The organism is Sphaerisporangium melleum (assembly GCF_014646695.1).
In the GTDB taxonomy this organism is placed as follows: Bacteria; Actinomycetota; Actinomycetes; order Streptosporangiales; family Streptosporangiaceae; genus Sphaerisporangium; species Sphaerisporangium melleum.
Window position 1 is genome coordinate 39,421 of the sequence record NZ_BMNT01000024.1, and the last position, 22,707, is coordinate 62,127.

Sequence of the window (22,707 nt, forward strand, 5' to 3'; positions counted from 1 at the left end):
AGGAAGGTGACCGAAACGCCTGAAGCCCGACTGCTGGTCGTCGAGGACGATCCCAACATCCTGGAACTGCTGGCCGCCAGCCTGCGGTTCGCCGGCTTCTCGGTGACCACGGCGTCCAGCGGGGCCCACGCGGTGGCGGCCGTCCAGCACCAGCGGCCGGATCTGATCGTCCTGGACGTCATGCTGCCGGACATGGACGGATTCCAGGTGGTACGGCGCCTGCGCAGCGGCGGCGCGCACACACCGGTGCTGTTCCTGACCGCCAAGGACGCCACCGAGGACAAGATCAGAGGGCTGACGCTCGGCGGGGACGACTATGTGACCAAGCCGTTCAGCCTGGAGGAGGTGATCGCCCGCATCCGCGCCGTGCTGCGCCGCACCGCGGGCGACCCGGCGGTGCCGCCGCCCCGGATGACCTTCGCCGACATCGAGCTGGACGAGGAGAGCCACGAGGTGTGGCGGCGCGGCCAGGTCATCCCGCTGTCGCCCACCGAGTTCAAGCTGCTGCGCTATTTCATGGCCAACGCCGGACGGGTGCTGTCCAAGGCGCAGATCCTGGACCACGTGTGGGACTACGACTTCCGCGGCGACGCCGGCATCGTCGAGTCGTACGTCTCCGTGCTCCGCCGGAAGATCGACACCGGTACGCCCCGGCTGATCCACACCCTGCGCGGTGTCGGCTACGTCCTGCGGGTGCCTCCGGCGTGAACCCGCTCCCGCCGCTCGCCCGCACGCGCACGAAGGTCGCGGCCCTGTCCGCCCGGACGCCGCTGCGGATCAAGCTGATCGCCGCCATGCTGGCCCTGGTCGCCATCGCGCTCGCGGGCATCGGCGCCGGCAGCGTGTCGGTGCTCCGCGGCTACCTGCTCGACCGGGTGGACCAGCAACTCGCGACCTTCGCCCAGGATGTCGCGCGGCGCCTGCAACGCGGCTCCGGTCTCGGCCCGGGTTCCGGACTCGGACCCGGGCTCGGCAGCCGTGTGCCGCCCGACGGGCTGATCCAGGTCCGGGACCGGGACGGCGCCCTCCTGGTGACCCTCGCCGGCCTGGAGGCCGAGCACCGGCCCGGGCCCGTGCTGCCCGATCTGTCCGGGGCGCCCTGGCGTCCGCAGACCGTCCCGGCCGCGTCCGGGGGCGGGGAATGGCGGTTGCGCGCCGTGTCGATCCCGGACGTGGGGAGTTTCGTCATCGCGATCGACCTGTCGTCGGTCAGCCAGATCACCACGCGGCTCGCGGTCACCGAACTGCTGGGCGGCGGCGCCGTCATGATCATCCTTGCCGTGCTCGGCGTGGTCATCGTGCGCAGGAGCCTGCGGCCGCTGGTGGAGATGGAACACGCCGCCGCGGCCATCGCCGCCGGTGACCTCGGCCGCCGGGTGCCCGACCGTGACCCGCGCACCGAGGTGGGCAGCCTCGCGGTGTCCTTGAACGGCATGCTCGCCCAGATCGAGTCGGCCTTCCGCGCCCGCGAGATCTCCGAGGCCGCGGCCCGTACCTCCGAGCAGCGCATGCGCAGGTTCGTCGCCGACGCCTCCCATGAACTGCGCACCCCGCTGACCTCGATCCGCGGGTTCGCCGAGTTCTACCGGCAGAACCCGGCCGGCGACCCCGCCCGCCTCATGCGCCGCGTCGAGGACGCCGCCACCCGGATGGGCGTCCTGGTCGAGGACCTGCTGCTGCTCGCCCGCCTCGACCAGCAGCGGCCGCTCGCCATGACCTCGGTGGACCTGCTCGCCCTGGCCGCCGACGCCGTGCAGGAGGCCCGCATCCTGGCCGCCGGCCGCGCCATCGCGCTGGAGGTCTCCGGGGACGTCGCGCCCATCGTCTCCGGTGACGAGGTGCGGCTCCGTCAGATCATCGGGAACCTGGTGAGCAACGCCCTCGTCCACACTCCGGCCGGCACGCCGATCACCGTACGGGCGGGAGCGGCGGGGACGACCGCGTTCCTGGAGGTGGCGGACAAGGGCCCCGGGCTCGCCCCCGACCAGGCCGAGCGGGTCTTCGAACGCTTCTACCGCGCCGACCCGGCCCGCTCCCGCGCCCCCGCCCTGCCCCCGTCGGCCGCATCGGACGGTCAGGCAGGCGAGAGCGGCGTCCCGAGCGACCCATCCCCGGGGCAGGAGGGCGTAGGCGACGGCGAACCAGGGCCGCCTCGCAGCGACCCGCCCCGAACGGAAGCCCCGCGAACGGCACCACTTCGGACCGGATCGCTTGGGGCGGAAGCCTCCCGGGCGGCGGCTTCCGGGGGGAGCGGGCTCGGGCTGGCCATCGTGGCCGGGCTGGTCGCCGCGCACGGAGGCACCGTCACCCTGGAGACCGCTCCGGGCGCCGGCGCCACGTTCCGCGTGGACCTGCCCCTCTCTCCGGACGTGCTCGGCCCCGCGACCGCCGGTTGATCGCTCCTCGCGTCCGTCGCATCGGCGGCGAGGCGCCGGCGAGTGCGGTGACCGGAAAGGTCTGCCGGATTATCGCCCCGGGGCGGCGTCGGCATTCGCCGTACGCGGTCCCGCCGACGCGGCGCCGCGGGAGCATCGCGTCGGACGGCAAGCAGGTGCCCGGCGTAGGTAGGAGAGCACACCGGGCCCGAGGACGGCGACCCCGGCTTTCCCCTCGCGGGAGGCACCGGCGGGGGTCGGTCGCGAGGGAGGCGCTCACTCCGCCCATCTCGAAGAGAGGTGTCCCTTTACTACTGAGGTGTACTCACCTCCGCTATGGGATGACTTGTCCTCCTCCCGGGGGAGCGTTCGTCTCCGCCCGATCGTCACTCCGTACCGCCGGGTCGTAAATGATCATTGATCGGGCCGTGGATCTCTGTCTACGCTCGCGGCATGGGCATCCCTACCGAACCAATCGGCAGCATCCCCCGTTCCCCCGAGCTGCTGGCCGCGATGGCCGACCACGCCGCCGGGCGCATCGGGGACGACGATCTGACCGCCGCGCAGGACGCCGCGGTCGCCGACACGATCACCCGGCTGGAGCAGATCGGCTGTCCCGTCCTGGTCGACGGCGAGCAGTCCAAGCCCAGCTTCGCCACCTACCCGCTCCACGGGCTGGACGCGCTGGCCGGCGACGGCGCGGTCATCCCGTTCGCCGACGGTCACACGCGGCAGCTGCCCCGGCTGACGGCCGGGCCGTTCCGCTACGGGCAGCACGCCGCGACGTACCTGCGCGCCGCGCTCGGCCACACCGGCCTGCCGGTGAAGCAGGCCGTCATCGCGCCCTCGGCGCTCAGCCTGCTGTACCCGGCCGACGGGATCGGGGACTATCCGCGCAAGGCGTTCATCGACGACCTGATCGCCGAGGCCGAGGCCGACATCCGCGGCTGCCTCGACGCGGGCGCTCACGTCGTGCAGCTCGACTTCACCGAGGGACGGCTCTCGCTCAAGCTCGACCCCAGCGGCGGGCTGCTGGAGCAGTTCGTCGACCTCAACAACCAGGTGCTCGAACGCTTCAGCGACGCCGAACGCGCGCGCATCGGCGTCCACACCTGCCCGGGCGGCGACCAGGACTCCACGCACAGCGCCGACGTCGACTACGCGGGCCTGCTGCCGAAGCTGTTCGCCCTGCGTGCGGGCAACTTCTACGTACAACTGGCCAGCGAGCCGGACCGGGGGCGGGTCCTGGACATCATCGCCGCCCACCTGCCGGCCGAGGCCAAGATCTTCGTCGGGGTGACCGACCCGATCGACCCGCGGGTCGAGACGCCGGAGGAGGTGCGCGACCGGGTGCTGGAGGCGGCCCGTCACCTGCCCGTGGACCGGCTCGGGACCTGTGACGACTGCGGGTTCTCCCCGTTCGCCGACGACACCTCCACCTCGCGGGAGACCGCCTTCGCCAAGATCGCGGCCCGCGTCCAGGGCACCGCGCTCGCCGCCGAGTCCCTCGGCGCCTGAGCGACACGGTCGCCGCCGACCTGCCGGGAGGGCTCTCCGGCAGGTCCGGGGTGACCGGTGAGCCGGCGAACGTGGCGGGTGCCCTCCCTCACCGGAGGAGGGCACCTCACCAGGCGGTGCTTGACCGTCCTGATCAGGAGGACGTGGGGCTCGGGGCGGTGAGGTCCGGGAAGCCGTCGTCGGGGAAGCCGCCGGCCGAGCTTCCGGGAAGTTCGACCTGGTCGCCCGCCGACAGGCCCGAGGTGACCTCCACGTACTGGTCACCCCGCACGCCGAGCCGGACGGTCCGCTCGACGGCTCGCCCGCCGGCGCGCACGAGCACCGTCGCCGCGCCGTCCGCCCTGGTCCGCACCGCCTGCGCCGGCACGTACACGGCGTTCTCCGCCTCGTCCAGGGTCACCCGCACGGTCGCCGTCTGCCCCAGCAGCAGTCCCTTCGGGCGACGTTCGAAGGCGATCGTCACGCCGTACTGCACGAGCTGCCCGTTGGCCGTCGCGGTCACGTCGATGTGCGCGACCCTGCCGCGGTAGGTCGCGCCGGGCCGGGTGGCCAGGGACACCGTGGCGGTCTGGCCGACCTTCAGCCGGACGACATCGGTCTGGGAGAACATGGCCCGCACCTGCAGTTCGTCCAGGTCGCCGAGCGTGATGAACGACGACCCGGCGGTGGCCTGTGTCCCTGCCGTGCCGGACACGGCGAGGATCGTCCCGGCCGCAGGGGCTTTGATGGCGACTCCGTCCAGCGCCTCTTCGGCCTGCCGCAGCGCCGTCTTGGCCTTGGCGATGTTCGCCTCGGCCTCGGCGACCGTGGTCACCGCCTGGCCTCCTTGGCCGCCTTGGCGGTTTTGACCCGCCATACCCGCCGCGCCGGCCGAGCCGCCCTGGCCTCCGCGTCCGCCTTGACCCTTCTGGCCGTTCTGCCCTGCTTGGTCGGTCGGCCGGGCGGGCTTTCCGCTCTGACCGCCGTTGTTCTGGTCGTCGTTCTGATCCCCAGGAGGGCCGCAGGTCGGCGACGGCTGCGGGGTCGCCGGGTCACCGTGCTCGGGGCCGGGAGCCGGATCGGCCGGCCGCGGGACGACCGGAACCACCGTCGGGGCCGGGTGCGGCGACTCCGCGCGAGTGGGCAGGGCCGTCGGCGTGGGGGCCGGGTGCGGCGACTCCGTGCGAGTGGGCAGGGCCGTCGGCGTGGGAGCGGGCGAGCGGGAGGGCTCGGCGGACGTGCCCGTACGGGGGGTGGTCGCGGTGCCGCGGGATCGTGACGTCGCGGTTCCGCCGGTGCCGGAAGCGGTCGCCGTGGGGTGGGGCCGGGAGGGCGTTGAGGTCACGGTCCGCTCCGGCCTCCGCTCCCGGTCAGCGGCGTGCGTGGACGCGGATGTGACCTTGGGCTTCTCTGCGGGAGCCGCCGAGAAGGGGGGCGTCGGTTTTCCGGAGGCTGCTCGCGAGGACGTGGGCTTCGGCTTCAGGGAGGGAGCACGTGAGGACGTGGGCGTGGCGTCCGGGCCTGACGTGGAGTCGTCCTTGGCGGTCCCCCGGGGACCCGCCTTCCGGGCCGGCTTTTCCGAGGTCGGGGCCGGTGTCCGGGAGGAGGCGGGGGCGGGAGTGGACCTGCGCGCCGGAGCGGCCGTGGGCGTGGCGGCAGGTGTAGGCGTGACCGTCGGCGTCGGCGTCGGTGTGGGGTTCGGGGTGGCCGCGGAGGCCCCGCCGCCACTGGTCGTGGATGTACTGCCGGTCGTGTCACCTGTGCTTTCCCCGCTCGCCGTCGGCTTAACGGACCACGCCGAGTAGGCCGCCGGGGCCACCGTCACCGCGACCGGGCGGAAAGGGGACGGGGTGACGGGGTAGCCGACGCTGGGCTCGGGCGTGGGCGTACCGGGACGGCCGGACTGCGAGGGCCGCGGCGTCGCGTTCGGCAGCGGACAGGTCGGAGAGGGTTGTCCGGTCGGTCGTGCTGAGGGCTGTGCGGATGGCCGTCCTGAAGGCACCCGGGAGGGCCGTCCGGCGCCTTGCCCGGATTGTCCGGACTGTCCAGGCTGTCCGGACGATCGGCCGGAGGTGTTCTGCGCCTCTTCGAGCTTGTCCAGCGTCTCCTCCGCCGCGGCGAGCGACGCCTTGGCCGCGTCGTGGTCCTCCCGCGCGATCGTGTCGTCCACCCGCGCCAGCACCTGCCCCGCGCGCACCTTCTGGCCGGCCGACACGTACACCTTCTCCACCGTGCCGTCGGCGCCGAAGGCCAGGTCACGCTCATGGGCGTCCACGGTGCTCCCCGCCGCCGAGACGCCGCTGACGATCGTGCCCCGCCTGGCCGAGGCCAGCTCGACCCGCGTGGTCGCGGGGGTGCTCGCGTCCCCCAGGTAGACCAGCCCGGCGGCCACCAGGACGATGCCGGCGAGGGCGAGTCCCCCGGCGCGTACGGCGGTTGGCGGAGTGCTCGATCTCATGCGGCCATCCTGGTGACCCGACGTGACGCCAAGCTCAGCCCGGCCTGAGAGTTTCCTGTGGATCCGGATCCGGCGCGATCCCCTGAGCTGGGACTCCGTCCCCGCCACCCTCCCCCGGTCCGTCCCGTCCGGGCCCTGCGCGGCGCGGACGGCCGCGGCTTTCAGCAAACCTTCAGGGACGGCGGAGGTTGGCCCAAGCGGCGTGGTCCAGGCTCGGGGATCGTGAAGCTGTCGACGAAGCGCAGAGCGCTGATCGTGAACGGCGCCCTCGGGGTGCTGTTGCTGGGAGGCGCCGGCGTGGCGTACGCCTCCCTGAACGGGGGCTCCGCCGCGGAGGCGGCACCCGTCACCACGCCGGTCACGCGGGGGACCGTCCTGTCGTCGGTCTCGGCCTCCGGCTCCGTGGAGAGCGCGAAGACCCGGTCGCTGAGCTTCAGTACGAGCGGCACGGTCGAGAAGATCTACGTCGAGGCCGGGGACAAGGTCACCAAGGGCCAGATCCTGGCCCGCCTCGACGACACCGCCGCTCAGGAGGACCTCGACGCCGCACAGGCGAGCCTGAGCGCGGCCGAGGACGGCGACACCTCCACCGCGTCGGGCTACTCGCAGTACGTCCAGGCGAGGAACGCCTACCGGGACGCCAAGCGCACGCTCGACGGGACGGTGCTCAAGGCGCCGTTCAGCGGCACGGTCACCGCCGTGAACGGGACGGCCGGCGGCTCGTCCTCCGGTTCGAGCGGATCGTCGTCCAGTGGCTCGTCGTCCGCTTCGGGAAGTTCTCGCGCGGGCGGCTCCTCCGGTTCGTCGGGTTCGTCGAGCTCCGCGAGCTCCGCGAGCTCCGCGAGTTCCTCCGGCTCCAGTGGCTTCATCGAGGTCGCCGACACCAAGCGCCTGCAGGTGGTCGGGGACTTCACCGAGTCGGACGTGACGAAGCTCAAGCGCGGCCAGACGGCCACGGTGACCTTCGACGCGCTGCCCGGTGTCACCGCCTCCGGCAAGATCGCCCTGATCGACCCGGTGGCGCAGACCAGCAACAACGTGGTCCAGTACGCCGCGACCATCTCGCTCACCGATGTGCCGAAGACGGTGCGGCTCGGCCAGACCACCTCCGTCCAGGTCATCGTGGCCAAGGCGGACGACGCACTGGTCGTTCCCACTTCGGCGGTCAGAACCGCGGGCGGCCAGAACACCGTCACGGTCCTGGCGAACGGCGCACAGGCCACCAGGACCGTCGAGATCGGCGTCAAGGGGGACACCCTCACCGAGATCAAGTCCGGGCTCGCCGAGGGCGACCAGGTGGTGCGGAGCACGGGCGGCGGCACCGGCGACCTGCGGGGCGGCTTCCCCGGCGGTGGCTTCCCCGGTGGCGGCGCGATCCGCATCTCCGGCGGCGGTGGCGGTGGCGGGGGTGGCCGGTGACGCCCTCGGACGCCCGGCCCGGCCCCGGAGGCGGCGGGCCGCTGTGGCGGGACGCCCGCGAGGGGCATCGCCAGGCACAGGACGCTCGCCAAGGGCAGGATGACCAGGCAAGGCAGGACGCCCGGCCGGCGGAGCAGGGCACGCGGGCCGGTCAGTGCGCGGCGGGTACGACGCCGCCCGTGCTGGACGTGCGCGGGGTGACCAAGGTCTACGGCGAGGGCGACGCACAGGTGCACGCGCTGCGCGGCGTCTCGCTCGCGGTCGGGCGCGGCGACTACGTCGCGATCATGGGCGCGTCCGGGTCCGGCAAGTCGACGCTGATGAACATCCTCGGCTGCCTGGACGTGCCGACCGGCGGCAGGTACCTGATCGACGGCACCGATGTCGGGCTGCTGGACGATCGGCGGCTCGCCATCCTGCGCAACCGGAAGATCGGCTTCGTCTTCCAGTCGTTCAACCTCATCCCCCGCATGTCCGCGCTGGCCAACGTGGAGCTGCCTCTGGCGTACGGCGGGGTGGGCGCCGGGCCGCGCCGGCAGCGGGCGCTCGCGGCGCTGGAGCAGGTGGGGCTGTCCGACCGGGTGCGTCACGAGCCGAACGAGCTGTCCGGCGGCCAGCAGCAGCGGGTGGCGGTCGCCCGCGCGCTGGTCACCGCGCCGTCGCTGCTGCTGGCCGACGAGCCGACCGGCAACCTCGACACCAGGTCGACGGCGGACGTGCTGGCCATCATGGACCGGCTCAGCGACGCCGGGCGCACCATCGTGCTGATCACGCACGAGGACGACGTGGCCCGGCACGCCAAGCGGGTGATCCGCCTGGTGGACGGACTGATCGTGGAGGACCGCAGGCAGGCGCCCGTCGACGGACCGCCGCCCCGGCTCGCCTCCCAGGCGGTGGGGGACCGATGAACGCCCTGGAGGTCCTGCGCTTCGCCGTGCGCGGCCTGACGGCCAACAAGATGCGCAGCGCGCTGACCACGCTCGGCATCCTGATCGGCGTCGCAGCGGTGATCATGCTGGTCGCGGTCGGCGAGGGCTCCTCGCAGGCCATCCAGCAGAACATCCAGCGGCTCGGCGCCAACACTCTCACCGTGATGCAGTCGTTCAACGGCGGTGGCGGCGGGCGCGGTGGCGGTGGCGGTGGCGCTTTCGGCCTGGGTGGCGGCGGTGGCGGGCGCGACCAGCAGCAGGCCACCGGCCCGCGCACCCAGGCCAAGCCGCTGACCCTGGACGACGCCAGGGCCCTGGCCGACCCGGCGAACGCCCCCTCGGTCAAGAGCGTCTCCCCGGTGGTCACCGCCTCGGCGCAGACGGCGACCTACGAGGGGGCGAGCCACTCGATCCAGCAGCTCGTCGGCACCTACCCCAGCTACTTCGAGGCGTCGAACAAGCCGGTGGCCACCGGGTCGTACTTCTTCAACGACGACGTCATGGCCGCGCGGAAGGTGGTCGTGATCGGGCGGACCGTGGCCGAGGACCTGTTCGGCGCCGTCGACCCGCTCGGCAAGCAGATCACCGTCGGCGGCGTACCGTTCACCGTGATCGGGGTGCTCAAGGAGTCCGGGTCGTCCGGATTCCAGGACGGCGACGACATCGCGATCGCGCCGCTGCCCGCCGTGCAGCAGAGCCTGACCGGGTTTGGGTCCCTCGGCCAGATCATCGTCCAGGCCAGGAGTGCGACGGCGGTCGACGCCGCCCAGTCGGAGGTGACGCAGGTCCTCGACCAGCGGCACGGCATCACCGGCGCGAACTCCACCGCCGACTACCGCATCCTCAACCAGGCGACGCTGCAGGAGACGGTCAGCGCCGCGACCGGGACCTTCACCGTGCTGCTCGGCGCGGTCGCCGCGATCAGCCTGCTGGTCGGCGGCATCGGCATCACCAACATCATGCTCGTCACCGTCACCGAGCGGACCCGGGAGATCGGCATCCGCAAGGCCATCGGCGCGCCGCGCGGCGCGATCCTCGGCCAGTTCCTGGCCGAGGCCACGATGCTCAGCCTGATCGGCGGGCTGCTCGGGGTGGCCATCGCGCTGATCGGCACGAGATTCACCATCGCCGGCATACAGCCCGTCGTGGTGCCGGCGTCGATCGTGCTGGCCCTCGGCGTATCGGTCGCGATCGGGTTGTTCTTCGGCAGCTACCCGGCCAACCGGGCGGCCAAGCTCCGTCCCATCGAGGCGCTGCGGCACGAGTGACGTGCGGCAACCGCAAGGAGTGATCATGAGTACGAGCAGGCGCAAGCCGGTCGCGACGGAGGAGCCGGTGACGGCGCACGAACTGCTGGAGACCTCACCGTTCCAGGACGACCTGGACGCCGAGCCGGCCCCCCGTCCCGAGCGGCGCCGCACGTCCAGGCTGACGCTGGCGCTGGCGGCGGGAGTGCTGCTGGTCGCCGGCATGATCGTGGGCATCCAGGTGCAGAAGCTGTGGGGTGTCGCGAACGCCCGGCAGGCCGCGATCCAGGGGCTGCTCGGCGGCGCGGGCGGCGGGCAGGGGGGCGGCGGCAGGTTCGGGTTCCCCGGCGGTCAAGGCCAGCGGCAAGGCCAAGGGCAAGGGCAAGGGCAGGGACAGGGGCGGGGACAGGGCCTCGGCGGCGGGCAGGGCGGCGCGTTCGGCAACGTCACCGTCGGCACGGTCAAGCTCGTCGACGGCGGCAAGATCTACCTGGAGACGACGGGCGGCGGCATCGTCACGGTCAAGACCTCCAGCGACACGAAGGTCCAGGTCAGCAAGGAAGGCAAAGTGAAGGACCTCAAGCCGGGCGCCACCGTCGTCGTCCAGGGCGAGCGCGGCGACGACGGCTCGGTCAGCGCGACGTCCGTCGACCAGGGCGGGGCCGGCCTCGGCGGATTCGGCGGCAACCGGGGGCGTGGCTGATGCGCGACCGGGAACCGTGGGCCGTACCGGCAGGGGAGGCGCGTCGTGCCCGGTGAGGCCAGGCTGCTCGTGGTCGACGACGAGCCGAACATCCGTGAGCTGCTGTCGGCGACCCTCCGGTACGCCGGGTTCGACGTCACCACCGCCGCGGACGGGCGCGAGGCCGTCCAGCTCGTCGAGCGGGTCCGGCCCGACCTGGTGGTGCTCGACGTGATGCTGCCCGACATGGACGGATTCGCGGTGGCGTCCCGGCTTCGTGCGGCGGGCAGGCGGACCCCCGTCCTCTTCCTCACCGCGCGGGACGAGGCCGAGCACAAGCTGAAGGGGCTCGGGCTCGGGGACGACTACGTGACCAAGCCGTTCAGCCTGGAGGAGGTGCTGGCCAGGATCCGCGCGGTGCTGCGCCGCACCAGGGGCGACCTCGACCTGCCCACCCGGCTGCAGGTGGCCGACCTGGAGCTGGACGAGGAGGGGCACCAGGTCTGGCGGGCGGGCCGGCGGGTGAAGCTGTCGCCCACCGAGTACAAGCTGCTGCACTACTTCATGGTCAACGCGGGGCGGGTGCTGTCGAAGGCGCAGATCCTCGACCACGTCTGGAACTACGACTTCGGCGGGGACCGGAACGTCGTCGAGTCCTACGTCTCCTATCTGCGCCGCAAGATCGACACGGTGGAGCCCCGGCTGATCCACACGCTCCGAGGAGTGGGCTACGTCCTCCGCGCACCACGGCAGTGACCGCCCCGCCGCCCCGTCCCGCTCCTCCGCCGGCCCGGCCCAGGAGCCGGTCCGCGGACCGAAACGTACAGCGGTGCGGCGATCGCTGGCCCGGTCGCCTCTGTGGCTGCGCCTGGTGGTGGGCACGCTCGCGCTGGTCACCATCGCCATCGCGCTGACCGGCGGCGTCGCCGTCCAGCTCCTGCGCGGCTACCTCGTCGAACGGGTGGACCAGCAGCTGACCGCCGCCGGGACGCTGCGCCGTGAGATCGCCATCCCGCCCGACCTGCAGCCGCAGGCGCGCGAGCTGACCCGCCCGCTGCGCCAGTTCGGCCTGTTCTACATGGCCCTGCTGCGGCCGGACGGCAGTGTCGAACGCACGCTCCAGGAGCCGCCCGGCAGCACTCCGCCCACCTTGTCGCCGGCCAGGATCGGTGCCGCGCGCCCGTCCGGCCGGCCCGTGCCCTTCACCGTCGAGTCGGCGTCGGGCACCCGATGGCGGGCCGTGGTCGTGACCGAGGGCCTGTCCGGGGCTCCGCGCACCCGGCTGATCGCCATCCGGATGGACGACATCGACGCCACCGTGAACCGGCTCGCCCTCATCGTGGCCGGCGTCGGCGGCGGCGTGCTCGTCATCCTCGGCTTCGCCTGCCACTGGCTCGTGCGGCGCAGCCTGCGCCCGCTGGGCGAGATCGAACGGACCGCGGGCGCCATCGCCGGCGGTGACCTGTCGCGCCGCGTGCCGCTGCGGCACCGCCGTACCGAGATGGGACGGCTCGGCCGGGCCATCAACGGCATGCTCGCCCAGATCGAGGCGGCCTTCCGGGACCGGGAGGCGTCCGAGATCGCCGCGCGCAGGTCGGCGTTCGAGGCCCGGCGCTCTGAGGACCGCATGCGCAGGTTCGTCGCGGACGCCTCCCACGAGCTGCGCACGCCGCTGACCTCCATCCGCGGCTTCGCCGAGCTGTACCGGCACGAGACGCCGAGCCTCGCGGAGGCGGGCAGGCTGCTGCGCCGGATCGAGGACGAGGCCACCCGTATGGGTCTGCTCGTGGACGACCTGCTGCTCCTGGCCCGCCTCGACCAGCAGCGTCCGCTCGATCGGCAGCAGGTCGACGTGCTCAGCCTGGCCGCTGGAGCCGTGCTCGACGCGCAGACGCTCGCCCCCGACCGGGAGATCGACCTGGTCCGGCTGGACGAGGCCGACGACCCGGTGGTCGTGGCCGGTGACGAGGCGCGGCTGCGCCAGGTGGTCGCCAACCTCGTCGGCAACGTGCTGCGGCACACCCCGCCCGGTACGGCGTTCCGCGTGGGGGTCGGCAACCTGGACGGACGGGTCGCGATCGAGGTGGCCGACGAGGGGCCGGGGCTGGCGGTCCAGGACGCCGAGCGGGTGTTCGAGCGGTTCTACCGCGCCGACCCGTCCCGCACCAGGAACGGCGGCTCGGGGGGCAGCGGGCTCGGCCTGTCGATCGCGGCGGCCCTCGTCCACGCCCATGGCGGAGCCATCACCCTGGACAGCGAGCCCGGCGACGGCGCCACCTTCCGCGTCGTCCTCCCCCTCGACGCCGCCCCCTCCTAACGGGAGCCACCGGGTCGGCCTGTTCAAGTGGACTCGGTAAGCCGCTGGTGAGCGGGCACTTCCGGCCGATCGACGGCAGGCATGGCCTGATCGCCTGGACGGCCGTCGGGCCGGAGTGACGACCTGGATGACGTGCACGGCGTGCGGGGTCCGCATGATCGAACTACCTCGATCGCTGGTTGACAGCGGATATTCAGCTCCGTCCCACCTGGGCTGGAGTTTGGTGGCCTTCTATGGACATCGCCAAAGTCCCTCGGCCTTCCGATGGAGTCCACTTTCGTGAATGCATCGCCCCGTGTACTCGGCCTCGCCGCCGTGGCCACCGCCCTGCTGGTATCAGGTTGCGGAGGAGGCTCCGCCACGACGGCCGGCGCTCAGCCGTCGCCGGGCGGAGCCGGTGGCGGCGGAGCGGCGTTCGCCGAGTGCATGCGCAAGAACGGCGTGGACGTGCCCATGCGCCGCCCGGGTGGCGGCGCGCCCACGGCTCGGCCGAGCGGTTCCCCGTTCGCCCGGCCGAGCGGAGGGCCGGGGGGCTTCGGCACCATGTCTCCAGAGATGCGCAAGGCGTTCGAGGCGTGCCGCTCGCTCATGCCTCAGGGCCGCCGCGGGCCGGGTGGCCAGGGCCAGGGCTTCGACCCCTCCGCCATGCAGGCGTTCCGCTCGTGCATGAAGGACAACGGAGCGGAGCTGCCGGAGAAGGGTGGCATGCGGCAGCTCAAGACCGAGGACCCTGCCGTGGCCAAGGCCCTGGACAAGTGCCGCCCTCTCCTCCCCACCACCCCGCCGACCCCCCAGCCCACCACCTGACCGAAGCACCGCCTCGGCCTCACCTGGAGAAGTGCCGCGGGTTCGGCGGGTTTCGGTTCGGCGCCGACGGGGATAGCTCGGCGCCGGTGGGGCATGACCGGTCGTATGGCAGGGAACAACGAGTTGCTCAAGGCCCTCGAGGCTCTGCGACGCCTGCTCGATCACGACCTCTTCCCGCTCGCGATCGGGGACGTCGCGTCGCACCGCCGCGCGCTCAAGGAGCTGAGGGGCCAGCTCGACGACTACCTGCTGCCGCGCGTCGCCGCCATGGACGCGCCGCTGCTGGCCGTGGTGGGCGGCTCGACCGGGGCGGGCAAGTCGACACTGGTCAACTCCCTGGCCTGCGCCGACGTCACCGAGCCCGGGGTGCTGCGCCCGACGACGCTCGCGCCGACCCTGGTCGCCAGCCCGGCCGACGAGGCGTGGTTCACCAGGCAGAACGTCCTGCCCGGCCTGGCCAGGACGACCGGGCGGGGGCGCGGCGAGCCCGGCACGCTGCGCGTCGTCACCGCCGGCACGCTTCCCGCCGGGCTCGCGCTGCTGGACGCCCCCGACATCGACTCCGTGGTCACCGCCAACCGCGAGATCGCGGCCCAGCTCCTCGCCGCCGCCGACCTGTGGCTGTTCGTCACCACGGCCGCGCGGTACGCCGACGAGGTGCCCTGGGGCTTTCTGCGCAGCGCCAGAGAGCGCAGTACGGCCCTGGCGGTGGTCCTCGACCGGGTGCCGGCCGAGGCGATGGAGCCGGTCACCGCTCACTTGACCCGGCTGCTGGCGGAGAACGGCCTCGCCGGGACGCCGCTGTTCAGCGTCCCGGAGGTGGCGCTGCCCGAGGAGAACGCCCGCCTGCCGGAGGAGGCCGTACGGGCCGTGCGCGGGTGGCTGGCCGAGATCGCGGCCGACGCGCAGGCCCGCGCGGAGGTCGTCCGCAGAACGCTTTCCGGCGCGCTCGACAGCGTGACCACCCGGGTCCCCGCTCTGGCGGACGCGGCCGACCGGCAACGGGCGGGCCTGGCCGACCTGCGGCTGTCGGTGGAGTCGGCGTACGGGGCGGCGATGGCCTCCTTCGACGACGGCATCCGGGACGGCTCGCTGCTGCGCGGCGAGGTGCTGACCCGCTGGCAGGATTTCATCGGCACCGGCGACCTCATGCGCTCGTTGGAGTCGCGCATCGGCTGGCTGCGCGAGCGCATCGTCGCGGCGTTCACCGGCGCGGCCCCGCCCGACGCCCGGTTGCGGAGCGCGCTGGAGACCGGGGTGGAGTCGCTGATCCGCTCCGCCGCGGACGCCGCCGCCGAGCGCGCGCTGGAGGCCTGGTCCGGCATGCCGGCCGGCCGGGACGTGATCGAACGGGCCGGCGCGGTCGCCGCGGGACGCCTCGGCCGCGCCTCCGCCACCCTGCCCGACCGTTCCGCCGCGGCCGTCCGCGCCTGGCAGGCGTACGTGCTCGAACTGGTCGCCAAGGAAGGGGCGGAGCGGCGCACGACGGCCCGGCTCGCCTCGTTCAGCCTGAACGGCCTCGGTCTGCTGCTCATGCTCATGGTCTTCGCCTCCACCGGAGGGCTGACCGGCCTGGAGGTCGGCATCGCCGGTGGGACGAGCGTGCTCAGCCAGAAGCTCCTGGAAGCGGTGTTCGGAGACCAGGCGGTGCGCGCCCTCACCCAGGCGGCGCGCGAGGACCTGCGGCGGCGGGTGGGCGAGCTGCTGGACGAGGAGGCGGTCCGGTTCACCGCGCTGCTGGACGGGCTCGGACCGCCGGAGCCGATCTCCGCCGACCTGCGGCGCGCGGCCCAGGCCGTCCACGACCACCGGTCCGAGATCACCTCGACTCCCCAGGACGCCGCGACACCGGGCACGGCCGAAGCCGCGATGACCGGCGGCAAGGGGACGGACGGACCTGCGGGAGCCGGGGGCATCGGCTCCGGAGCCGCCGGGACCGTCGAGGGGAACGGGCTGGTCCTGCGTTCCCAGCCTCTGGACCTGCCATGAAGGTGCTCCGGCGGCCGAAGGCCGCGCCACTGGACGCCAGGCTGGCCGCGCTGTCCGAGGCGGCCGGCCTGGCTGATGGGCGGCTGGCGCCCGTCGCCGTCGAACGAGCCGAGGACGTGGTGGCCCGCGCCGGAGCGCGGAGCCACCTCTCGGTGGAGCACACGGTCGTGGCGCTCGCCGGGGCGACGGGCAGCGGGAAGTCCTCGCTGTTCAACGCGCTGTCCGGCACCTCACTCGCACAGGTGGGGGTGACCAGGCCGACGACCTCGACCGCGCAGGCCGCGATGTGGGACCCGGAGGGCGCCGGGCCGCTGCTCGACTGGCTCGACATCCCGCGCCGCCACACGGTCGACGGCACCGTTCATGCGACGGCCAACGGGAACAAGGGGGGCGCCGACGGCTCGCTGTCGGGGCTGATCCTGCTCGACCTGCCCGACCACGACTCGATCGAGGCGGCCCACCGTCTGGAGGTGGACCGGCTCGTCTCCGTGGTCGACCTGCTGGTGTGGGTGCTCGACCCGCAGAAGTACGCGGACGCCGCCGTCCACGAGCGCTATCTGCGCCCACTCCGGCGGCACCGCGACGTCATGCTGATCGTGCTGAACCAGGCCGACCGGCTGAGCGCGGCGGCGGCCGACCGCTGCGTGCGTGACCTGCGCCGGTTGCTGGACGAGGACGGGCTGCCGGGCGTGCCGATGATCACGACGTCCGTGCCGGAGGGCAGGGGCGTCGCCGAACTGCGCTCGGCCCTGGTCAAGCGCGTCGCGGACCGGCGTGCCTGGGCGGCCCGGCTGGAGGCGGACGTCGAACGGGCCGCCGTCCTGCTCGCCGCCGCCTCCACCAGCCCGCCCCCCACCATCACCGAACCGGAGGCGGAGCAGGAGCTGGAACGCTGGGCCGAAGCGGTGGACGACAGGGCGCCGGGCGAGCTGGAGCGGCGCGCGGAGACGGCGGAGAAGGCGGTGACCACCGAGCTCTCCCGGCCGCTCACCGCCGCGCTCGCCGAGGCCGCGGGCGTCCCCCTCGTGGTGGAGGCCGTCCGGAAGGGCCATCGGCACCGCGCGGTCGTCGCCACCGGCTGGCCGGTCACCCGCTGGCTGCGCCGGCTGCGGCCCGACCCGCTCCGCAGGCTCCACCTGGCCGGGGCCGCGGCGGCGGCGGGAGGGCGTACGTCCATCCCCGCCGCCACCGGCGTACAGGTGTCGCGCATGGAGACGGCGATCAGGGACGTGGGCTCGGCCGCCTCGGCGAACCTGCCCGAGCCGTGGGCGGTGGCCGTGCGGGCGGCCGCCCGGTCGAGGGCGGACGGCCTGGTCGAGGCCCTGGACCGCGCGGTCGCGGTCACCTCCACGGGCGCGACCCGCCGCCCCCGCTGGTGGCGGGCGGTGGGCCTGCTCCAGTGGCTGGTGCTCGCCGTCACGCTCGCCGGAGCCGCGTGGCTGACCGTTTTGTTCGCCCTGGACTATCTACGGCTTCCCGAGGTGCCGACGCCGACGCTCGGCACGATCCCCTGGCCCACCGTCCTGCTCGTCGGCGGCGTGCTCGCCGGGCTGCTGATCGCCCTGCTGTCCCGGCTGGCCGCCGCCCTCGGGGCCGCGCGCAGGGCGCGTAAGGCCCGCCGTGCCCTGTGGCAGGCCGTGGGCGAGGTCGGCAACGAACTGGTCCTCGTCCCGGTGCAGGACGAACTCCGCCACGCCCGCCGCTTCGCCGGCCTCCTCACCACCGCCCACGGCTGACCCGCCGGCTCCCCGGGCCTGGACCTCAGCCCGAGGCCAGGGGGAGGAAACGCGACGGTGATGTCGCGTGATCCCGTCGGTGCCGACGGGGAGCACGATCGGCATGCCGCTTACCGGAGGGCATGGCGAGGCCCGAGGCGGCGGTGTGCGGAGGCCGAGGCGTCGGTGCGCAGCGACCGGCATGGCGAGGCCCGGGGGTGCGGTGCGCCTCGGGCTGCAGGTTTCGGTGGCGCATCGTTGATCGGGGTGCGGAGTGCCCCTTGCCCGCCCTCGCCGTCGTGGATCTGCACCCGGTGATGTGCCGTGCCCTGTGCGCCGTCACCTGTTCGGTGTGCTGGGCATGCGTTGTGTGCGTCGGGGAATCGAACCCCTGCGCCTGCCCTCGGCGCACCAAGAAAGGGGCCGAATTACCCGCCGGCCCGCGGGTTCGTGCACGCCTCCACGTCGGCTACCTGCTCCGCACCTCGATCGTCAGTCCAGCAGGTCGGCCTCCCAGTTGGTGCGCTGGATGAGCGTGTCCACCTCGCGGAGCTGCCGGGCGAGGTCGTCGGCCTGGACGCGCAGCGCGGCCACCGGCAGCGCCGGGATCATCTTCAGCTCCGAGCGCAGTTGCCGGAACCCGTGATGCCCGTCGCCGGCGGCGGCGTTCGCGGCGGAGGTGATCGTGGCGTGCCGCAGCCGCAGCACGTCGCGGCGGGCCAGCGCGTCGGTCAGCGTGCCACCCGTCTCAAGCCGGGTGGCGGCGTTCGTGTGGTTGATCCGCCGGATCAGCGACTCCAGTTCACCGAAGACCTCGCCGGCCTCGGTCAGCAGCGCGGCGGCGTCCTCGGCGGGCGCCTCACCCTCCTGGTAGCGGGCGCTGGCGGCGATGCGGGCGCGCAGTTGCTCGGCGCGGCGCGCCGCATCCGCGCGAAGCGCAAGTGCCTCAGCAAGCTTCATGCCGACCATTATGGACACCCAAGATCGAGCAACGCCTCCCATTTCCCCGACGCGGCGGCCTCAGCGGAAGGCGCGCGGCAGCCCAGGTGACGTGTGTTCCGGCTCAGGTGGTGATCCGGGCCAGCACGATGCCGCCGACGATCAGGGCGAGCGCGGCTGATCTGCCCACCGACACGGGGTCGTCGCTGACGATGATGCCCAAGGTGACGGCGCCGACGGCTCCGATGCCGGTGAAGACGGCGTACGCGGTGCCGACCGGCAGTGTGTTCATGGCCTGGGACAGCAGCCAGACAGCGGCGGCCATCAGGACCAGGCAGATCAGCGTGGGCAGCGGCCGGGTGAAGTTGTGCGTCGGCTTGATGCTCTGCGACCACGCCACCTCGACCCGCCCGGCCAGCAGCAGGATCAGCCAGTTCATCGGGCCGCCTCCTTCAGCGCCGCGGCCAGCGACTCCTCGTGCCGGTCACGCAGGTGTGCCAGCGCCGGGTCGAGGCGGGCGTTGACCAGCTCCGCGTTGATGAACCTCACGTCGGTCACCCGGAAGTGGCCTTTGAAGAAGTCGCGCAGGTAGCGCTCCTGATGGTCGTACGGCTCCCGGGGTGTGCCGGGGCCGTACGCGCCGCCGCGCGCGCTGGTCACCACGAACGAGCGGCCTTCGAGCGACATCTTGGGAAAGGTGATCTGGTCGAGCCATGCCTTCAGCGCCGAGGGGATCGAGTAGTTGTACATCGGCGTCCCGATGAGGATCACCTCAGCCGCGATCACCTCGTCGAGCAGCGGCTCCACCACGGCCCACGCCTGGCGCCGGGCCGGGGTGCGGACCGCCTCCCGATAGCGCGAGATGTCGGTGATCTCGTGCTCCAGGATGTGGTCGCACAGCTCGGTCCAGGCCTCGCCGATGTGCGGCACGGGTTGTGCGGCCAGGTCGCGGTAGACGTAGCCGGCCTCGGGGTGGGCGGCCCGCCACGTCTCGGCGTACACGCCCGACAGCCTCCGCGAGAACGACGCGCGGCGGGCGCTGGCGTCCAGGTGCAGCAGCATGATCTCTCCTCGGTCAAAGTGGGCACGCTGTCCACTTAACCATAAGTGGACAGCGTGCCCACATACAAGTGGACAGTGTGCCCACATAGACTGGGTGTATGGAGAGAGCCGACGCCGCGCGCAACCGCGCACGGATCCTCGAGGCGGCCGCGGTGCTGTTCGCCGAGCGGTCCCCGCAGGACGTGACGATGGACGACATCGCCAAGAAGGCCGGGGTGGGCCGGGGCACCCTCTACCGCCGCTACCCCGACCGCGCGTCCATCGCCGTGGCACTGCTCGATGAGCACGAGCGGGACCTGCAAGAACGCCTACTGCGCGGCGAGCCGCCTCTGGGCCCGGGGGCGCCGCCCGCCGAGCGGCTGGCCGCCTTCTACGCCGCCATGGTGCGCCTGCTGGAGGACCATTCCCATCTGGTGCTCGGCTCGGAGGTCGGCCGCTCCCGCTTCGAGACGGGCGCCTACGGCTTCTGGCGCGCCCACGTGCGCGCGCTGCTCACCGCCGCGGGCACGCCCGGCGCGGACGCGCTGGTCGATGTCCTGCTCGCCCCCCTGGCCTGCGAGGTGTACGACTACCAGCGCCAGGTGCTCGGCCTGGACCCGGAACAGATCACTCAAGCGCTGGCCGGACTCACGAGAATCCTGGATCGGTGACACGTGCGGAGCAGCCGGAGCCGAGCCCAAGGGCATGGCCTCCCTCCCGAAGCGGACCCGCACCCTGTTCTGCGCCGGTGAGGAGATCAGAGCGCGGCGGTCCGGGTCCTGCAAGGCGTCAGGAGCCGTTCTTGCCGCGGTTCGCGGTCTCGGCCGCCTCGTGGGCGGCCGGGTCGGTGGTCAGGCCGGTGAGGGGGTCCGGGGTGGGGGAGCCGGGGCCGATGCCACGCGGGCCGGTGTCCTCGGCGTCGGCGATGGCCGCCTCGGCGGCCTTCTGGGCCTGCTCGGCCTCGTTCTGCGCCGCCGTCTTGCCCTCGGTGACCTCGCGGCTCGCGACCCGGGGCAGCGCCTCGGTGAACGCCTTGGAGACCCCGGACAGCGCCGAGGTGACCTCGCTCGGGATCACCCAGAACGTGTTGCCCTGGCCCTGCGCGAGCTGCGGGAGGACCTGGAGGTACTGATAGGCGAGCAGCTTGGGGTCGGGGTCGTTGCGGTGGACCGCCTGGAACACCTCGTCGATGGCCTGTGACTGACCCTCGGCCTTCAGGATCGCCGCGGTGCGCTCGCCCTCAGCGCGCAGGATGGCGCTCTGCTTGTCGCCCTCGGCGGTGAGGATCTGCGACTGGCGGGTGCCCTCGGCGGTCAGGATGGCGGCGCGCTTGTCCCGCTCGGCGCGCATCTGCTTCTCCATCGCCTCCTTGATCGTCATCGGCGGGTCGATGGCCTTGATCTCGACGCGGTTGACCCGGATGCCCCACTTGCCGGTGGCGTCGTCCAGTACGCCGCGCAACTGGCTGTTGATCGTGTCGCGCGAGGTCAGGGTCTTCTCCAGGTCCATGCCGCCGACGACGTTACGCAGGGTCGTGACCGTGAGCTGCTCCACGCCCTGGATGAAGTTCGCGATCTCGTACTCCGCGGCCCGCGGGTCGGTGACCTGGAAGTACAGCACGGTGTCGATGTCGACGACGAGGTTGTCCTCGGTGATGACCGGCTGCGGCTTGAACGAGACCACCTGCTCGCGCAGGTCGAGGAGCGGCCGGACGCGGTCCACGAAGGGGATCACGAAGTTCAGGCCGGGCCCGAGCGTGCGCGAGTAGCGGCCGAGGCGTTCGACGTTGCCCGCCCTGGCCTGGGGGACGATGCGCACCGCTCGCAGGACGGTGAACACCACGAACAGGGCGATGACGAGCCCGGCGATCAGAGCGGCGTCCATGCTTCACTCCCGGGGATAGACGAGGGCGGTCGCGCCCTCGATTCCGATCACGTCCACGGTGGCGCCCGCCGGGATCACCAACGTCTCGTCGTAGGCGCGGGCCGACCACTCTTCCCCACCGATGCGCACGCGTCCCTGCATCCCGGTCACCTCGTGGGTGACGTAGGCCGGCTTGCCGACGAGGGCGGAGACGCCGAACCGCTGCGGCGGAGGCTGCGCGATGTGGCGCTGGGCGATGGGGCGGAGGAGCACCAGGGCCGAGACGGAGCTCAGCACGAAGACCGCGAGCTGGATGCCGGTGGGGAGGCCGATCGCCGCCACGACGGCCGTCAGCAGGGCCGCGGCGCCGAGCAGGCCGAGCGCCGCGGTGAGCGTGAAAAGCTCGGCCACTCCGAGCACCGCCGCCAGTATCAACCAGAGAATCCACGAGTCCATAAGCCCCGGCCCTCCTATAAGTGAGAACGCGTTGCGGGCTCCGGTGGTTCCACAGATCCCCCCTTATACGGAATTTTCTTCCACCCGCCGCGGGGCACGCCTCCTCCCGGGCGGTGATCTCTCCAGCGGTGGACGGCGCCGGTCAGCGGGCGTTGGGCAGGATGGTGCCGGTCACCTCGCCGAGAGCGATGCGCGTACCGCCGGGGCCGGGAGCGGTGGCGGTGATGGTCACGGTGTCGCCGTCCTCCAGGAAGCCGCGCGACTGCCCGTCGGACAGCTTGACCGGCTCCGTACCGTTCCAGGTGATCTCCAGCAGCGAGCCGCGCTGTGACGGCTCGGCGCCGGAGACGGTGCCGCTCGCGTACAGATCGCCGGTGCGCACCGAGGCGCCGTTGACGGTCAGGTGGGCGAGCATCTGGTCCGGCGTCCAGTACATCTCCTGGTACGGCGGGGTGGACACCACGTCGCCGTTCAGGGCGACCTCCATGGTGAGGTCCAGGCCCCACGGCTCGCTGCGCCGCAGGTAGTCCAGCGGCTCCGGGTCCTGCGCCCGGCCGGGCACGCGCGCCTCCGCCAGCGCCTCCAGCGGCGTCACCCACGCCGACACCGACGTGGCGAACGACTTGCCGAGGAACGGCCCGAGCGGCACGTACTCCCACGCCTGGATGTCGCGGGCGCTCCAGTCGTTGACGAGCACCACGCCGAAGACGTGTTCGGCGAAGTCGCCCGCGTTCTCGCCCAGGCGCGTCGGCGTCCCGAGCACGAACCCCAGCTCGGCCTCGATATCCAGCTTCGCGGTCGGGGCCAGCACGGGCTCGCCGCCGGGCGCTTCGACCCGCTGTCCGCGCGGGCGGACGATCGGCGTGCCGGACACCACGACGGTGCCCGACCGGCCGTGGTAGCCGACCGGGAGGTGCCGCCAGTTCGGCATCAGCGGCTCGCCCCCGGGCCGGAACATGCGGCCGACGTTGCT

Annotated in this window: 22 protein-coding genes; 15 read left to right on the plus strand and 7 right to left on the minus strand. The window is 72.9% G+C overall.

What is annotated here, in order from left to right; all coding sequences use genetic code 11:
• Nucleotides 1-6 precede the first annotated feature (6 nt).
• From IEY93_RS21460 to IEY93_RS21470, 3 genes are all read left to right on the plus strand, one after another.
• Entirely contained in the window at nucleotides 7-708 is a 702-nt protein-coding gene (locus IEY93_RS21460) for a response regulator transcription factor (RefSeq protein WP_189164892.1), read from the plus strand.
• Nucleotides 705-2,396, plus strand: coding sequence for a sensor histidine kinase (locus IEY93_RS21465; RefSeq protein WP_307837582.1), 1,692 nt, complete (start codon nucleotides 705-707; stop codon nucleotides 2,394-2,396). The genes IEY93_RS21460 and IEY93_RS21465 overlap by 4 nt, the downstream gene beginning before the upstream one ends.
• 432 nt (nucleotides 2,397-2,828) lie before the next feature.
• On the plus strand, nucleotides 2,829-3,893 hold the full coding sequence (locus IEY93_RS21470; RefSeq protein WP_189164893.1) for a cobalamin-independent methionine synthase II family protein: 1,065 nt from the start codon (nucleotides 2,829-2,831) through the stop codon (nucleotides 3,891-3,893).
• A gap of 133 nt (nucleotides 3,894-4,026) precedes the next feature.
• Here the strand turns inward: IEY93_RS21470 and IEY93_RS38425 are convergent, their stop codons facing one another.
• Nucleotides 4,027-4,707, minus strand: coding sequence for an efflux RND transporter periplasmic adaptor subunit (locus tag IEY93_RS38425; RefSeq protein WP_229691351.1), 681 nt, complete (start codon nucleotides 4,705-4,707; stop codon nucleotides 4,027-4,029).
• Between the two features lie 370 nt (nucleotides 4,708-5,077).
• Between IEY93_RS38425 and IEY93_RS38430 the strand changes: the two genes are divergently transcribed.
• The 11 genes from IEY93_RS38430 (at nucleotide 5,078) to IEY93_RS21520 (ending at nucleotide 17,456) form a co-directional block, all read left to right on the plus strand.
• Nucleotides 5,078-5,677 (plus strand): hypothetical protein, encoded by a 600-nt coding sequence (locus tag IEY93_RS38430; RefSeq protein ID WP_229691355.1) that lies wholly within the window; start codon nucleotides 5,078-5,080, stop codon nucleotides 5,675-5,677.
• A gap of 288 nt (nucleotides 5,678-5,965) precedes the next feature.
• Complete coding sequence (locus tag IEY93_RS39940; RefSeq protein ID WP_443728968.1) at nucleotides 5,966-6,247, plus strand: hypothetical protein; 282 nt, start codon at nucleotides 5,966-5,968, stop codon at nucleotides 6,245-6,247.
• Between the two features lie 305 nt (nucleotides 6,248-6,552).
• Nucleotides 6,553-7,749, plus strand: a complete 1,197-nt coding sequence (locus tag IEY93_RS21480) for an efflux RND transporter periplasmic adaptor subunit (RefSeq protein WP_189164895.1) — start codon at nucleotides 6,553-6,555, stop codon at nucleotides 7,747-7,749.
• 179 nt (nucleotides 7,750-7,928) lie between these two features.
• Nucleotides 7,929-8,657, plus strand: a complete 729-nt coding sequence (locus IEY93_RS21485; RefSeq protein ID WP_189164967.1) for an ABC transporter ATP-binding protein — start codon at nucleotides 7,929-7,931, stop codon at nucleotides 8,655-8,657.
• On the plus strand, nucleotides 8,654-9,946 hold the full coding sequence (locus IEY93_RS21490) for an ABC transporter permease (protein ID WP_189164896.1): 1,293 nt from the start codon (nucleotides 8,654-8,656) through the stop codon (nucleotides 9,944-9,946). Before IEY93_RS21485 ends, IEY93_RS21490 begins: the two co-directional genes overlap by 4 nt.
• A gap of 25 nt (nucleotides 9,947-9,971) precedes the next feature.
• Nucleotides 9,972-10,628 (plus strand): hypothetical protein, encoded by a 657-nt coding sequence (locus IEY93_RS21495; RefSeq protein ID WP_189164897.1) that lies wholly within the window; start codon nucleotides 9,972-9,974, stop codon nucleotides 10,626-10,628.
• 45 nt (nucleotides 10,629-10,673) lie between these two features.
• The gene (locus tag IEY93_RS21500) at nucleotides 10,674-11,363 is read left to right on the plus strand and encodes a response regulator transcription factor (RefSeq protein ID WP_189164898.1); all 690 of its coding nucleotides are present in this window, start codon (nucleotides 10,674-10,676) and stop codon (nucleotides 11,361-11,363) included.
• Between the two features lie 73 nt (nucleotides 11,364-11,436).
• Nucleotides 11,437-12,924: a sensor histidine kinase gene (locus IEY93_RS21505; protein WP_189164899.1), complete on the plus strand. Its 1,488-nt coding sequence runs from the start codon at nucleotides 11,437-11,439 to the stop codon at nucleotides 12,922-12,924.
• Nucleotides 12,925-13,203: 279 nt separating this feature from the next.
• Complete coding sequence (locus tag IEY93_RS21510) at nucleotides 13,204-13,731, plus strand: hypothetical protein (RefSeq protein WP_189164900.1); 528 nt, start codon at nucleotides 13,204-13,206, stop codon at nucleotides 13,729-13,731.
• Nucleotides 13,732-13,836: 105 nt separating this feature from the next.
• Nucleotides 13,837-15,720 (plus strand): P-loop NTPase family protein, encoded by a 1,884-nt coding sequence (locus tag IEY93_RS21515; RefSeq protein WP_203968444.1) that lies wholly within the window; start codon nucleotides 13,837-13,839, stop codon nucleotides 15,718-15,720.
• Complete coding sequence (locus tag IEY93_RS21520; RefSeq protein WP_189164901.1) at nucleotides 15,717-17,456, plus strand: GTPase; 1,740 nt, start codon at nucleotides 15,717-15,719, stop codon at nucleotides 17,454-17,456. The genes IEY93_RS21515 and IEY93_RS21520 overlap by 4 nt, the downstream gene beginning before the upstream one ends.
• Nucleotides 17,457-17,927: 471 nt before the next feature.
• On the opposite strand, the gene IEY93_RS21525 is transcribed toward IEY93_RS21520, so the two are convergent.
• The 3 genes from IEY93_RS21525 to IEY93_RS21535 all read right to left on the minus strand — a co-directional run bounded on the left by IEY93_RS21525 (nucleotide 17,928) and on the right by IEY93_RS21535 (nucleotide 19,436).
• Nucleotides 17,928-18,395: a DIP1984 family protein gene (locus tag IEY93_RS21525; protein WP_189164902.1), complete on the minus strand. Its 468-nt coding sequence runs from the start codon at nucleotides 18,393-18,395 to the stop codon at nucleotides 17,928-17,930.
• A 103-nt stretch (nucleotides 18,396-18,498) separates the two neighbouring features.
• Complete coding sequence (locus IEY93_RS21530) at nucleotides 18,499-18,813, minus strand: DMT family transporter (RefSeq protein WP_189164903.1); 315 nt, start codon at nucleotides 18,811-18,813, stop codon at nucleotides 18,499-18,501.
• Nucleotides 18,810-19,436: an FMN-dependent NADH-azoreductase gene (locus IEY93_RS21535; RefSeq protein ID WP_189164904.1), complete on the minus strand. Its 627-nt coding sequence runs from the start codon at nucleotides 19,434-19,436 to the stop codon at nucleotides 18,810-18,812. The genes IEY93_RS21530 and IEY93_RS21535 overlap by 4 nt, the downstream gene beginning before the upstream one ends.
• A 98-nt stretch (nucleotides 19,437-19,534) precedes the next feature.
• On the opposite strand from IEY93_RS21535, the gene IEY93_RS21540 reads away from it, so the two are divergent.
• Entirely contained in the window at nucleotides 19,535-20,086 is a 552-nt protein-coding gene (locus tag IEY93_RS21540) for a TetR/AcrR family transcriptional regulator (RefSeq protein ID WP_189164905.1), read from the plus strand.
• A gap of 118 nt (nucleotides 20,087-20,204) precedes the next feature.
• Here IEY93_RS21540 and IEY93_RS21545 read toward each other — a convergent pair whose 3' ends face one another.
• The 3 genes from IEY93_RS21545 to IEY93_RS21555 all read right to left on the minus strand — a co-directional run.
• Nucleotides 20,205-21,299, minus strand: coding sequence for an SPFH domain-containing protein (locus IEY93_RS21545; protein WP_189164906.1), 1,095 nt, complete (start codon nucleotides 21,297-21,299; stop codon nucleotides 20,205-20,207).
• A 3-nt stretch (nucleotides 21,300-21,302) separates the two neighbouring features.
• Nucleotides 21,303-21,734, minus strand: a complete 432-nt coding sequence (locus IEY93_RS21550; protein WP_189164907.1) for an NfeD family protein — start codon at nucleotides 21,732-21,734, stop codon at nucleotides 21,303-21,305.
• Between the two features lie 142 nt (nucleotides 21,735-21,876).
• On the minus strand, nucleotides 21,877-22,707 hold an 831-nt coding region (locus tag IEY93_RS21555), incomplete at its 5' end, for a fumarylacetoacetate hydrolase family protein (protein WP_229691337.1).